This window comes from Paenibacillus sp. Soil766 (genome assembly GCF_001428105.1).
Classification (GTDB): domain Bacteria; phylum Bacillota; class Bacilli; order Paenibacillales; family NBRC-103111; genus Paenibacillus_E.
The window spans coordinates 441,378-455,743 of the sequence record NZ_LMSJ01000023.1 but is presented as its reverse complement, the minus strand read 5'-3'; the positions used below and the strand labels follow the sequence as shown (position 1 = coordinate 455,743).

The window sequence follows — 14,366 nt, the reverse complement described above, 5'->3', positions numbered from 1 at the left end:
TCAAACTCTGGGGTCCTGATGAGACTCCAGAGTTTCACTTCATGTTATAGGTACTAAAGGAGCTGAACTTATGCGAATGTTTCGCAATCCAATTCTGCCAGGATTCTACCCGGATCCTTCGATTTGTCGTGTTGGTGAAGACTATTACATGGTCACGTCGACGTTTGAATATTTTCCCGGCGTGCCGATTTTTCATAGCAAGGACTTGGTCAACTGGAGGCAAATCGGGCATGTGCTCGATCGGCCTTCGCAGTTAAATTTGGACGGAACGCCTGCGTCCCGCGGGATTTATGCGCCGACGATCCGGTACCATGAAGGTATATTTTACATGATCACCACGTTTGTGGAGAGCGCCACTGGAGCGCGGAAAAATTTCTTCGTCACCGCCGCTGATCCTGCTGGAGACTGGTCGGAGCCGTATTGGTTAAACGATGCGCCTGGTATCGATCCCTCCTTGTTTTTTGACGATGACGGGAAGGTGTATTACACCGGAAATCGTGTCCCTCCTGAGGGCCAGCAATATCCGAAGCATATGGAGATCTGGCTGCAGGAGCTGGATCTGGAGACGAAGCAGCTGACGGGGCCGAAGCTGAGCTTGTGGGACGGCGCCCTGAAGCAGATTCATGCGCAGGAAGGACCGCATTTGTACAAAATCAACGGCTATTATTATCTGGTCATTGCCGAGGGAGGAACCGGTTTTACGCATTCCGTAACGATTGCCCGCAGCAGCTCTCTTGCAGGACCTTATGAGAATTGCAAAATGAACCCGATTCTAACCCATCGGCACCTCGGAAGCCAATACGGTATCGTCAATGTCGGTCACGCCGACCTTGTGGAAACGCAGCACGGCGAATGGTGGATGGTCTGCCTTGCCTCGAGGCCTTATGGGGGGCCTTACCGGAATATGGGCCGGGAAACGTTCCTCGTGCCTGTTGCGTGGGAGAACGGATGGCCGGTCGTTAATCCTGGTCGGGGTATAATCGAATGGGAGATGCCAAGTCCGAATTTGCCTGAAAAGCGTTGGCCGTCTTTGCCGGTCTGTGATCATTTCGACGCGCCAGTGTTGGAGGAGCGGTGGAATTTTATTCGAACACCGCGAGGGCAGTTTTGGAATCTGACGGAGAATCCCGGACATCTTCGCTTGAAGCTCAAACCTGAGTCGATGACCCAGGAAGTCAATCCAAGCTTTGTCGGCCGAAGGCAGCAGCATATCTCCTATGCTGTACGTACGGCGATGGCATTCACGCCGAAGGGAACGACGGAAACCGCCGGCTTCGTGGCGCTGCAGAATCACAATTTTCAATATCGGTTCGAATGTGCCATGTTGAGCTCTGGTAAAGCCGTCGTTCGCGTCATCTGTCGAGAAAATGGCATTGAAACGGAGCTTGGTTCCAAAGTGATAGAGGCAGGAAAGATGTTCTTGAAGCTCGAAGCCATTGGGCAATCGCTGCGGTTCGATGTTGCGAAAGAAGCGGAGCAGTGGGAGACGGTGGTCGAGCAGGCGGACGGGACCGTGCTAAGTACGGATAAAGCAGGCGGCTTCGTCGGGGCGTATATCGGACTGTTTGCCAGCGGGAATGGAGAGGCGAGCTCGAATTACGCGGACTTCGATTATTTTGAATACGTAGGTTTATAGTTAGGGTAAATATCTTGGAGATGAGAGAGGTACGATGATGACAACGATGCTGGAGAAGATTGCTGCTCCCAAATGGGAGATGCCGGAAGTGCTGCTTCCGGAAATTCCTGATTTTACGGTGAACTTGACGGATTTCGGTGCGGTAGGCGATGGACGAACCGACAATACGGAAGCTTTTCGCCAGGCGATTGAGGCGTGTTCGCAAGCGGGTGGAGGCAAGGTGAACATTTCGGCAGGGTTATGGTTAACTGGACCGCTTACACTCACGAGTCGATTGGAGCTGCATACGGAGATTGGGGCCGTCGTGCTGTTCAGCAAGCGATTTGAGGATTATTCGCTGATCGCGTCCACTTTCGAAGGGAAGCCGTCGGTCCGTTGTCAATCCCCGCTGAATGCGGAGGGCGTGGAACATATTGCGCTGACGGGGCAAGGTGTTTTTGACGGAGGAGGCGAAGCGTGGCGGCCTGTAAAGCGTTGGAAAATGACGGATCTCCAGTGGGAGCGTCTAGTCGGCTCTGGCGGCATCGTCGATGAAGCGGACGAGATGTGGTGGCCGTCCAAGGCGGCGATGGCGGGGCGCGCCAATGTCGAGCGGTTGATACAGGAAGGTCAGCAGGATGTGGAAGCTTACTTGCCGTATCGCGATTATTTGCGTCCGAATCTACTTAGCTTCCGGAGATGCAGCCGTATTCTGCTTGAGGGTCCGACGTTTCAGAACTCGGCGGCGTGGAATCTGCATCCGTGGGGGTCTGAACATGTTACCATCCGCCATGTCACGGTAAGGAATCCATGGTTCGCCCAAAACGGGGACGGACTTGACCTAGAGTCCTGTCGCTACGCGATCATCGAAGGGTGCACGTTCGACGTAGGGGACGATGCGATCTGCTTGAAATCGGGCAAAGACGCACCCGGACGCGCGCTAGGCATGCCGTGCGAATACGTCACGATTAAGCACTGCACTGTCTATCATGGACACGGCGGTTTCGTCATCGGTAGCGAGATGTCCGGCGGTGTCCGGCGCGTTCATATCAGTGATTGCACATTCATGGGGACGGATATCGGGCTTCGCTTCAAAAGCGCCCGCGGGCGCGGAGGCGTCGTCGAGGATATTCTAGTCGAACGGATTCGTATGACGGATATTGTCGGTGACGCCATCTCCTTCAATCTCTTTTATGCTGGGGTAGAAGGTTCAGGGATTATGCAGGAAAATCGGTATGCGGTTACGGAGGAAACACCGGTGTTCCGCGATATTACGTTTAGGGATATGGATTGTACAGGCGCGGAGCATGCCTTTTTAGTTAATGGACTCTCGGAAATGCCGCTTGAAGGCGTGTCCGTCTACAATTACAACGCGACAGCACAGACGGGTGTCGTATGCAACAACGCGAAGAAGCTTAAATTGGAAGACCTCCAGTTGCACACCGAGGAGGGACCGCTGGTGAAGCTGCACCAGTGCCAAGACGTAGAACTGACACGTTTAAGCGGAACGGGAGCGCAGGGGCAAGACACGATGGTGGCGGTGTCCGGTAATTTGTCTTCTGGGATCATCTGCCGCGATCCGCTGACAGCACCGACTCTTCGCCTTGTACGGGAAGGGGACGAGGTTCAGACCAAGGTTGTGCAAACTTCAGCTTGGTATGCCGATCTGGGTAATGGGCGGTTTCGTAATCCAATTCTGTACGCAGACTACTCGGACCCGGATATCGTGCGTGTCGGGGAAGATTTCTATATGACGGCTTCCAGCTTTGCCAGCTCGCCAGGGCTTCCAGTTCTGCACTCGAAAGATCTCGTGAATTGGACGCTGATCGGGCATGCGGTGGATAGACTTCCCGGGGGCTATGACGATGGCGTTCGGCATGGCGATGGCGTTTGGGCGCCGAGTATCCGATACCATGAGGGGAAATTTTGGATCTTTTTCAGCGCGCCGGATGAGGGCATTTATATGACGACGGCTGTAGATCCTGCGGGGCCTTGGACACCGCTGCATATGGTAAAAGAAGTCAAAGGATGGATTGATCCATGTCCGTTCTGGGACGATGATGGCCGGGCGTATTTGGTTCATGCGTTTGCCAATAGCCGCTCTGGGATCAAACATAAGCTCAAGATGTGCCGTATGCATCCGGAGGGAACATCGTTGCTGGACGATGGAGAGATCGTATTCGATGGCACGCAGGCGCATCCTACGCTGGAGGGACCGAAGCTTTATAAGCGTGGCGATTACTATTACATCTTTGCACCGGCAGGGGGCGTGCCGACAGGTTGGCAGGCTATTTTCCGTTCAAAGCACATTATGGGGCCTTATGAGGATAAAATCGTCCTGCACCAAGGCGACACGGAGGTAAACGGTCCGCATCAGGGCGGCTACGTCGACCTCGATTCTGGGGAATCGTGGTTCGTTCACTTCCAGGACTGCGAAGCGTACGGGCGAATCGTTCATTTGCAGCCGATGCAGTGGGCTGACGACTGGCCGATCATGGGTATTGATACGAACGGGGACGGGATCGGCGAACCTGTGCTTGAGCTTGCGAAGCCGAATGTTGGGCGTGAATGGCCGTTTGCCGTTCCGGCGACGAGCGATAACTTCGACAGCCAGGTCCTTGGCTTGCAATGGCAGTGGCAGGGGAATGCTAGGCCGGAATGGTACTCCCTGCACGCGAAGCCAGGGCATTTACGGTTGTATGCGCAGGAGCTTCCAACAGGCGTACGCACGCTCTACCCGGCGCCGAATGTGCTGTGTCAGAAGTTCCCTGCCCCGGTTTTTACGGCGACTACGAAGCTGACGTTTGCTTCAGCGAACCAGAACGAGCTCGCTGGATTAACAATATTCGGTCATGATTATTGTTATCTTGCGTTGCAGCCTGCTTCGAGTGGAATGAAGCTTGTTTTCGTGCAGGGGCGGGGGAGTATGAAGGGATCATCTGAGGAAATACAGGCTGAACGATCGCTTCCGGCCAGTGTGAACACGGTGTACCTCCGCGTCAATGTCGTACTGGAAGCCTTATGTACGTTTGAGTATAGCTTGGACGGCATCTCTTATTCGCCGATTGGCGACTCCTTCGAGGCGGTTCCCGGCGGCTGGGTGGGGGCCAAAGTCGGTCTGTTCTGCATCCGTCAGGGTACAGGAACTGGCAACGGTTACGCTGATGTAGATTGGTTGCATTATTAACTTTCATGTTTGCGTACTCATTTAATATAAATATTTGTCATGCGCTTAGAAGGAAGGCGAAAGGAACAGATGAACAATAACGTAAATTGGTCAGTGAAAACTGCAAAAACCATTATGAGAAACTCAAATGAACAAGGTTTTCATCCAGAGTTGGAGCAACGTTGGATGTATGTGAATGGCATGACATTAAAGGCTTTGCTTCATGTAGGTGAGCAGACGGGAGATGACTCATACGAGACATACGTTAGAAAGCATATGAATTTATTCGTACAAGAGGACGGTTCTATCCGTACGTATACGCTGGAAGATTATAATCTTGACCAAATCAACCAAGGTAAAGTGCTTTTTTCTCTTTGGAAAAATACGTCTGAACAGAAATATGCCAAGGCTGCTGCCAACCTGATTCTTCAACTAAAAGGGCATCCCAGAACAAGTGAAGGAGGTTTTTGGCATAAAAAGATATATCCTTATCAGATGTGGCTCGACGGTCTCTATATGGCGATACCCTTCATTGCCGAGTATGCGAAGATTTTTGATGTTCCGGCGCTTTTCGATGAGGCGGCAAGACAATTGCTGCTTGTTGAAAAGAATACGCGTGATGCACACACTGGCTTGCTATATCATGGCTGGGATGAAAGCCGTGAGCAGCGTTGGTGCGATGCCTTAACAGGGAAATCGAGGAATTTCTGGAGCAGGGGCATGGGCTGGTATTCAATGGCGATCGTAGATACGCTGGAGCATTTTCCGATCGATCATCCGCAGCGGGGGACGCTTATGGGTATTTTTGAAAGGTTGATAGGCGCGCTAGAGAAGGTGCAAGATCCAAATACAGGTTTGTGGTATCAGGTGTTAGATCGTGGAAAAGATGGATTAAACTATTTGGAGGCATCGGGAAGTAGTATGTTTGTCTATAGTGTATCTAAAGGTGTACGATTAAAATATCTTTCAAAATCATTCATTTCGGTAGCTCAAAAAGGGTATCAAGGTCTCATTAGTGAGCTTGTAGAGGAAGATGATCTAGGTGTACACGTGAACAGCATTTGTCATGGGGCAGGTCTTGGTGGAAGTCCTTATAGAAGTGGCAGCTATGAATATTACCTGCAAGAGGCAGTAGTTAGCGATATATTCATGGGAATGGCGCCTTTTCTGCTGGCTAGTGTAGAGATGGAAAGATTACAAATGGAGTAGCAACCTATGTATCGAGGATTGAGAAGCGGGCGCTGATGAAGCTGTATCATGAGTTTTATTAAAGAAGGCAATAGCAGTGACTAGGTGATCAAACGGGCAAATGCCTGTTTGATCTTTTTTTTGTTTTTACGATAGAATCGAAGGGTAGAAAATTGTTTAATTTGTTTTTGGACTTGTATAAGTGCTCACTCTGTTGTATTTTATATCGGAACGGTGTAGATAGAGAACTATTCAAAATAGTTGTCAGGAGAGGGAAGTGAAATTAATATGAAGAAATATAATACGAGGGCTATAATGGCGTCTCTGCTCATTTGCGGCTTCGTAGGCATGTTCAGCGAGACAGCACTCAACATAGCAATTAGTAATTTAATGGACGTTTTCCAAATTTCAGCCGCGACTGCGCAGTGGTTAACGACAGGCTTTTTGCTGACTCTCGGAATTCTGATGCCGATGACAGGTTTACTGCTACAATGGATGACTACTAGGCAGCTATTCATTGTTTCGCTTGTAAGCTCGATCGTTGGGACATTGATTGCAGCGCTTGCTTTCAATTTTGAAATGCTGATGGTCGCTCGCGTTCTGCAGGCAGCCGGCATGGGTTTATTGATTCCGCTCATGTTTAATACGATTCTCGTAGTTTACCCTCCAGAGCAGCGCGGGGCAGCGATGGGCTTCGTTGGTCTCGTCATCATGTTCGCACCGGCGACTGGCCCTACTGTGGCGGGTCTTTTAATTGAATATTTAACATGGCACTACATTTTTTGGCTGTCTCTTCCTTTTTTGGTCATAGGGTTGTTGATAGGATTGAAATTCCTGGAAAACGTCACTGAGGTCACAAGACCGAGGATTGATCCATTGTCCATTATTTTGTCATCACTAGGCTTCGGCGGCGTAGTCTTTGGTTTCAGTAAGGCAGGCGAAGGGGATGGAGGCTGGACTAGTGCGATCGTGCTCTCATCGATCGTTATCGGCCTAATCGCGCTTGTATTGTTCACACTTCGCCAGATGTTCATGCGTGGGCCGATGATGAACTTGCGAGTCTTCAAGTACCCTATGTTTATTGTGGGGCTGCTTCTTGTGCTTTCGTGTATGATGATTATCTTATCGAGTATGATTATTTTACCGATGTATCTGCAGAACGGGATGAAACTATCCGCGTTTGCTACCGGGCTCATGCTGCTGCCAGGCAGTGCGTTGAATGGTATCTTGTCGCCGCGCATGGGACGCTTGTTCGATAAGTACGGGCCTAAGTGGCTTGTTATCCCCGGCCTTGCCATCGTAGCGGTGATGTTATGGTTTTTTTCCAGTATATCAGTTGCCTCTTCTGTAGCCTTTATCGTTACCTTGCATATTGGTCTCATGATTGGTATATCCATGGTATGGATGCCGGCGCAGACGAACGGGCTTAACCAACTGCCGCCAGAACTTTACCCGCATGGAACGGCAGTCATGAACACGCTGCAACAGGTCGCAGGTGCGATCGGAACGGCAGTCGCAATCAGCATTCTTACCAAGGGCATGGAAAAGTATTTGATCAGCTCCCCGATGCCGAGTGAGCCGGCCGAGATGGCTAAAGCCATGATGTTCGGTTCCCAGAACGTGTTCATGTTCGCAATGACGGTTACACTCCTCGGGCTAGCCGCGGCGTTCTTCATCCGTCGTGTCGTCGTTAAGCATGCGACGATGAATGCGATGCATTGATATTCCATTAATAATAGGAGTATTCACTAATAGATTCAGAAAAAGGAACACGAACCCATTACGGGATTAAGTGTTCCTTTTTTTATTTCATCTTTTACAGGAATCCAAAGCACTTTTTCTCATGTTTACTGTCTACGGGTCGATTCACGAATAATCAAACTAGGTTCGATTGATCTGATTTCTACGGGTGTATGAGGATCGGCAATCCGTTGCGTCAGCATGGTCCCCGCGGTGACCCCCAGCTCGAAAGTGTCCAGATCGAGGCAAGTGAGTGGTGGAGTTGTATAGGGGGCAAGCGGGTAATTGTCGAACGTAACAATTCCGATCTCATCCGGTACAGACAGCCCATGCTCACGTATGGCCTTTAATACACCGAAGGCGGTGTAATTGTTAATACAAACAACCGCATCAGGCGGAGAGGCTTGTGCCAGCAGTTCCTGCATCAGGCGGTAGCCGTTCTCTTCGTTAGCGAAACCCGTCTTAAGGTGGTCGCCACGGATCGTTTTACCGACTCGTTGAAGCGTCCGCTTCACGCCTTCGTATCGGTTTTTGAAGAGGGGACTATGCGTCTCACCGCCAATAAAGGCGAAGTTGTTGTATCCCTGCTGTAATAGATGTTCGGTGATCATCCCCGCTCCCTGGATATTATCGATATCTACCCAACTCACCGAATCGACACCTGCTAAACCGCCAAGTGATACGAAGGGGAATCGCAAATCATTCAATTGCTGAGCTAGCGACGCGGTTAGAATCGTGTTATCCATAATGAGACCGTCTACTTTTTTATTCAAAACGAGTCGTTCCAAGAAGTTATTTTCACTCTGGGCATGAGAATTGCAGATGGTTAGTTCATAATTTAGTGTGCCAATCACATTTTCTATCCCACCGATAATGGTATAAAAGAAATGATTCAAGAAATCATGTTTTCGTGACATATCAATCAGCACGCCGATATTGAAGCTGCTTTGTTTAGCCAATTGGGTTGCAATACTGCTCGGGATGTAATTCATTTCTTTCATGATATCTCTAATTTTTATCTTGGTTGCTTCCGGTATCGTAGGAGAATCGTTCAATACTTTCGATACGGTAGATTTCGCGACATTGGCAGCTTTGGCAATATCATTAATTGTAATTTTACTCATAGTTCCCCCAACGCTCAAAAAAATAGTTTGATTTACGAAAACGGATATGTTATTTTAAATCTAGGAAACCGGTTTCCTAAAAGGTCATTGTTTATTTTTCTCTACACTATAGCACATCAATAATCAGAATGGTATTGTCGCTTTTCATCTGATAATAGAAGGGGTAATGCTGCGAATGAAGAAGAAAATGTTAGTTCTGCTAACTGCCACACTAGTTGTGAGTTCACTCACAGGTTGTTCATCCATAGCGGGTGATAATCCATCAAGTTCATCTCCCGTGAAACCTGCCAATGAAGCAACCAAGCAGCCTGAAGGAACAGATAAGGGTAAAAATGATAACGCTGCCAATACGAATGCTGCTATCAAACCGGAGCCTGGTGCCTCTCTGCTTGTATGGGAGGATGGTGCTGAAGTTGCTTTTGTTAAAGAATTAGCTGCTGCTTTCAAACAACAATATAATGTCGATGTGAAAGTGGAGTCTGTCCCTGCCCCTGATCAAGCAGGAAGGCTTGCTAATGATGGACCGGCAGGACTTGGTGCAGATGTGGTGATGTTCGCTCACGATAAACTTGGGAATGCAGTAACGGCTGGCCTGGTTCTGCCTAACGATGTGTTCCAAAAGGAAATGGAAACGGCCATGGACAAAACAGCGCTTGAGGCCTCCTCGTATAATGGGAAGCTTTACGGGTATCCCAAATCGGTAGAAACGTACGCCCTCTTTTACAATAAAGACATAGTGAAAGAGTTGCCGAAGACATGGGATGATATTATAGCTTTTTCTAAAACGTTCAATGATCAAGCCAAGAAAAAATATGGCATCATGTGGGAGACGAAGATTACGTATTACAACTACATTTTCATGGCATCGTTCGGTGGTTATATGTTTGGCAAAAATGGAACGGATGCGAGCGATATCGGACTGAATAGCGATGGAGCTGTGGAAGGTATTAAATATTACCAAAGCCTGCATGATATTCTTCCTGTTAAGGTCGAGGATTTGAGTTACGATGTGAAAACGCAATTGTTTCAAGAAGGCAAGCTAGCCTTTAACATTGACGGACCATGGTCCATCGGTTCATTTAAAGATAAAGTCAACTTTGGCGTCATGCCGTTGCCTGATTTCCCAGGCGGGAAGAAAGCCATATCGTTCTCTGGTGTCCGCTCCTACTATGTGAATTCCTATACGAAATATCCGAAGGCGGCGAAGCTGTTCGCCCAGTTCATTACGAACAAGGACAATGCGCTGAAGAATTTTAAAGCAACGGGCATCCTTCCTGCTAATACAGAGGCGTCCCAGGATCCCCTCATTGCGAATGATCCGCTGTTAGGTGGATTTATCAAGCAATTCGCGCAGTCGCAGCCTATGCCAACACTCCCTCAAACGGCTAATGTATGGACACCGATGGAAGGGGCATTTACCGCAATTTGGAACGATCATGGGGATGTGCGCAAGAAGTTGGATGAAGCGGTGAAAACGATTAAAGAACAAATTGCATCAACTCCGGCCAAAAAATAAAAAAGGAAAGAAGCGCAATCGACATGCAGAACAAGTACACCGGCAAAGCCGTAGGGCTCTCCCTCCTCTTCATGGGTTTCGGACAATGGTACAATAAGCAATTGTTCAAAGGATTTCTATTGTTTATCTTTGGCCTTGCGGGAGTCGCATTCATGGTTTCCCAGGGATTCCAACGTATTGTAGGGTTAATCACACTGGGGGATACCCCGCGTTCCATCGTTCTATCGGGGGATGTCTACACGCCGGTTGCAGGAGATCATTCGGTATTTCTAATGGTGGAGGGACTCATTTCTTTGCTTGGTGTGATGTTCATTCTACTTGTGTATGTCCTGAATGTGCGTGATGCGTATAAGGTGGCCGGATTGAGAGAGAGAGGGGCTCAGCCCCACTCTTTCGCTCAGACGCTTCGGCATATCCGATACCGGCATTTTCCTTATCTCATTCTCGCCATCCCTGCCATTTTCGTTGTTTTCCTAAATGTGATGCCGCTTATCTTTAGTATTCTAATTGCCTTTACCAATTACGCTGCCCCGGTACTGCCTCCGGCTAATCTTCTGGATTGGGTAGGATTTCGCATATTCCAGAACCTGCTCACACTCAAAACGTGGAGTAGAACTTTCTATGGTGTGCTGACTTGGACGGTGATATGGGCTGTTTTGGCAACGGCAACGACCTACGTAGCAGGCACATTGGTAGCGGTGTTGGTTGCTCAGAAGGATGTCCGTCTTAAGAAAATGTGGCGAACGCTGCTCATCGTTCCTTTCGCAATTCCTAACTTGGTGTCGTTGCTTGTTTTCCGAAACTTGCTCAACAGCGAATTCGGTCCGATTAACCAGTATTTAAAATGGTTCGGCCTGCAAGGGTTACCTTGGTTAACAGACCCTTTATGGGCGAAGTTTACCGTGCTTATGGTGAATTTATGGCTGGGTATGCCGTTAATCATGGTACTTGTCTCGGGGATTTTGACGACGATACCAAGAGATTTATATGAATCAGCGGAAGTAGATGGAGCCAGGGCTTGGGATAAATTCAGGCAAATCACACTGCCCATGGTCATGTTCTCGGCAGCTCCGGTACTCATTATGCAATTTGCCTCCAACATTAATAACTTCAACGTTATCTTCATGCTCACAGATGGCAATCCGCTTATATCCAACTATCAATACGCGGGAGCGACAGATTTGCTTGTGACATGGCTGTATAAGCTAACGCTTACGAACAACCAATACAACTTCGCTTCGGTAATCGGGCTAATTATTTTCATTTTGATTGCTGGTATTTCCATTTATAATTACCGCAAAACGCAATCCTACAAGGAGGATGATATCATTCAATGAAAATTCGCCTCGTGGTGACCTATTTGATCCTGACCGTTCTTTCATTGGCGAGCGTGTATCCTGCCTTGTGGATCGTCATGTCTTCCTTGAAAACAGGAAACAGCTTATACAGTGATACCTTCATTCCACGTTCGCTCACACTGGATCATTACAGTGACTTGTTTACAAGTCCGATCCACCGTTACCCCATATGGTTTATGAATACGCTGAAAGTAGCTTTCTTCTCCACATTATTTGGGAGCTTGCTGACCACGCTTGGTTCGTACGCCTTGGCCAGGTTTCGGTTTCCCGGCAGGAAACAGGGGTTAATGCTACTGCTTATTCTAAATATGTTTCCCGGATTTATGGCGATGATTTCCATCTTCATCCTGTTGTCCCAAATTAAAATGTTGAATAATCACTGGGCGCTCATCTTGGTATACAGCTCAGGTGCATTCGTTATGAATATGTTCGTGGCAAAAGGGTTCTATGATACAATTCCGCGCAGTTTGGAGGAAGCGGCTTTAATCGATGGGGCCACGCATAGCGTCGTATTCTGGAAAATTATTTTCCCCCTATCCAAACCTATGCTGACCTACGTTAGCCTCGTTATTTTCTCAGGAGCTTGGGTTGATTTCATCTTTGCTAGGCTCATTCTGCGATCACAAGAAAAAATCACATTAGCTGTAGGGCTCTATGAAATGGTCAGCCAAAAGAACTCAACAGAATTTACGATGTTTGCGGCTGGCGCGGTACTCTTGGCAGTTCCGATTATTATTCTTTATTTTTGGCTGCAGCGATACTTAATAGACGGTCTTACGGTCGGTGCATCCAAAGGCTAAGTCACGCGTACTAGAAGGAGATCATGAATGTTCGAGTCTATATATCATACAAGCGAGGCCCCTTATGCTTTCGCCTTGAATCAAACCCAACTTAAGGTCCGTATTCGGATGAAAAAAAACACGACACTATCTTGCTATATCCTACATGCGGATCGTTACCACTCGCCGGGAACAGAACTGCCGCAGGAGATGGAGAAGGTCGGGTTTACCCGGCATTTTGACTACTATGAAACGATTGTAGAGCTTCCCAAGCGGAGACTGCGGTACTTATTTATGGTTCGAACACGAGAAGGCAATGATGTTTGGTACGGGGAGCGTGGCGCTTCCATGCACCGGACGGAGGCAGGTTACTTCCAATTTTCCTATATTTGTGATGCGGATATTCCTCAGGTTCCATCGTGGTTGCCTGAAGCTATCGTCTACCAAATATTTCCTGATCGCTTTCATAATGGCGATCCTGCTAACGATCCTCCAGGTTCTCAGTCTTGGACGTCAGAGGCTAAACCGAAAAGCGACTCCCTATTCGGAGGGGATATTCAGGGTATCATCGAAAAACTGCCTTATTTGGCCGAGCTCGGAGTGAATACGATTTATCTGACACCGATTTTCAAATCACCCACGAATCACAAATATGATACATCGGATTATTACCAGATTGATCCCTCTTTCGGAGATATTGGACTATTGAAGTTACTGAAATGGTCAGCTAAGCAGCATGGGATGCGTCTAATTCTGGATGCTGTATTTAATCATTCAGGAGACCAATTTTTCGCATTTCGCGATGTATTGAAATCAGGGGATGCTTCACCATACAAGGACTGGTTCCATGTTCATAGCTTTCCTATTGTTCAGAAGCCGATTCCAAGTTATGAGACATTCTCTCATGCCGAATCCACAATGCCGAAGTTGAATACATCCAATCCGGAGGTTGTCGAATACCTGCTGAAGGTGGCGCGCTACTGGATCGAAGAAGTGGGGATCGACGGTTGGCGGCTTGATGTGGCAAATGAGGTTGATCAGCAATTTTGGCGCCGGTTGCGGACAGAAGTGAAGGGCATTTGCGGCGAACTTGCTCTAATTGGCGAAATTATGCACGAAGCAGGACCATGGCTGCGAGGAGATCAGTTCGATAGCGTGATGAACTATCTGTTTCGTGAAGCTGTACTTGATTTTTTTGCCCGCCAAACGGTAGGTGCGACCCGCTTTCTGGAGGAAATCGTTCACATTCAGATGAGCTACACGGATCAGGCGAACTCAGCTAATCTTCAACTGCTGGGAAGCCATGATACGGAGCGGTTTCTCACCGCCTGTAGCAAGGGGGGCTGGGGTTGGAATAAAACAGAAACGGCAGTTGCTCGGATGAAACTGGCAGTTTGTTTTCAATTCACTTATCTCGGGATGCCGATGATCTATTATGGCGATGAGATAGGAATGACGGGTGAAACCGATCCGGATTGCCGCAAACCAATGATCTGGGAGAGCTCAGCGCAGAACGGAGAGATGCTGACTTTATATCGCAAACTCATCGCGATTCGCAAGCGTTACGTCGCACTCACACGCGGCAGCTTTCGACTATGGTTCGTTGATGAAGCACGGAACGCGTTGGGCTTTCTGCGCGAGTATGACAGTGAACGCGTTGCGGTCATCATCCATCATTCCCCGAATCCGCAGGAATTGGCGGTTACAGTTCCATGGTCAGCCTCCAATAATCAGGTTACGGATGTTCTTAATGAAGTAGATTACGCGGTTAGCGAATCGGATAGACATTTGACTGTGCAGCTTCCGGCATTTGGTTGTGCAATTTTGACGGCTTAGATAGTAAAGACTATGTCACTTAGTACTCATAAGTCTGGACACTT

General features: G+C 48.4%; 9 protein-coding genes and 1 pseudogene. 9 read left to right on the top strand and 1 reads right to left on the bottom strand.

The window, feature by feature from the left end:
* Nucleotides 1-70: 70 nt before the first annotated feature.
* From ASG89_RS19390 to ASG89_RS19375, 5 genes and pseudogenes are all read left to right on the top strand, one after another.
* Complete coding sequence (locus ASG89_RS19390; protein WP_057312602.1) at nucleotides 71-1,636, top strand: glycoside hydrolase family 43 protein; 1,566 nt, start codon at nucleotides 71-73, stop codon at nucleotides 1,634-1,636.
* Nucleotides 1,637-1,670: 34 nt separating this feature from the next.
* Nucleotides 1,671-3,014: pseudogene (locus ASG89_RS38680) on the top strand (glycoside hydrolase family 28 protein); the annotation flags it as partial.
* A gap of 240 nt (nucleotides 3,015-3,254) precedes the next feature.
* Complete coding sequence (locus tag ASG89_RS38675) at nucleotides 3,255-4,802, top strand: glycoside hydrolase 43 family protein (protein ID WP_057312681.1); 1,548 nt, start codon at nucleotides 3,255-3,257, stop codon at nucleotides 4,800-4,802.
* Nucleotides 4,803-4,895: 93 nt separating this feature from the next.
* Complete coding sequence (locus ASG89_RS19380; RefSeq protein WP_321166520.1) at nucleotides 4,896-5,990, top strand: glycoside hydrolase family 105 protein; 1,095 nt, start codon at nucleotides 4,896-4,898, stop codon at nucleotides 5,988-5,990.
* A 267-nt stretch (nucleotides 5,991-6,257) separates the two neighbouring features.
* On the top strand, nucleotides 6,258-7,691 hold the full coding sequence (locus ASG89_RS19375) for a DHA2 family efflux MFS transporter permease subunit (RefSeq protein ID WP_057312600.1): 1,434 nt from the start codon (nucleotides 6,258-6,260) through the stop codon (nucleotides 7,689-7,691).
* A 125-nt stretch (nucleotides 7,692-7,816) separates the two neighbouring features.
* Here ASG89_RS19375 and ASG89_RS19370 read toward each other — a convergent pair whose 3' ends face one another.
* Entirely contained in the window at nucleotides 7,817-8,833 is a 1,017-nt protein-coding gene (locus ASG89_RS19370; RefSeq protein WP_057312598.1) for a LacI family DNA-binding transcriptional regulator, read from the bottom strand.
* Between the two features lie 175 nt (nucleotides 8,834-9,008).
* Here ASG89_RS19370 and ASG89_RS19365 point away from each other — a divergent pair, with 175 nt between their 5' ends.
* The 4 genes from ASG89_RS19365 to ASG89_RS19350 are packed head-to-tail and all read left to right on the top strand — an operon-like array spanning nucleotide 9,009 to nucleotide 14,322.
* On the top strand, nucleotides 9,009-10,349 hold the full coding sequence (locus tag ASG89_RS19365) for a maltose ABC transporter substrate-binding protein (protein WP_063868001.1): 1,341 nt from the start codon (nucleotides 9,009-9,011) through the stop codon (nucleotides 10,347-10,349).
* A gap of 23 nt (nucleotides 10,350-10,372) precedes the next feature.
* Nucleotides 10,373-11,686, top strand: coding sequence for a carbohydrate ABC transporter permease (locus ASG89_RS19360; protein WP_057312594.1), 1,314 nt, complete (start codon nucleotides 10,373-10,375; stop codon nucleotides 11,684-11,686).
* Complete coding sequence (locus ASG89_RS19355) at nucleotides 11,683-12,507, top strand: sugar ABC transporter permease (RefSeq protein WP_057312592.1); 825 nt, start codon at nucleotides 11,683-11,685, stop codon at nucleotides 12,505-12,507. The genes ASG89_RS19360 and ASG89_RS19355 overlap by 4 nt, the downstream gene beginning before the upstream one ends.
* A gap of 27 nt (nucleotides 12,508-12,534) precedes the next feature.
* Nucleotides 12,535-14,322 carry a glycoside hydrolase family 13 protein gene (locus ASG89_RS19350; protein WP_057312590.1) on the top strand — a complete coding sequence of 596 codons (1,788 nt, stop codon included), beginning with the start codon at nucleotides 12,535-12,537 and terminating at the stop codon, nucleotides 14,320-14,322.
* Nucleotides 14,323-14,366 lie beyond the last annotated feature (44 nt).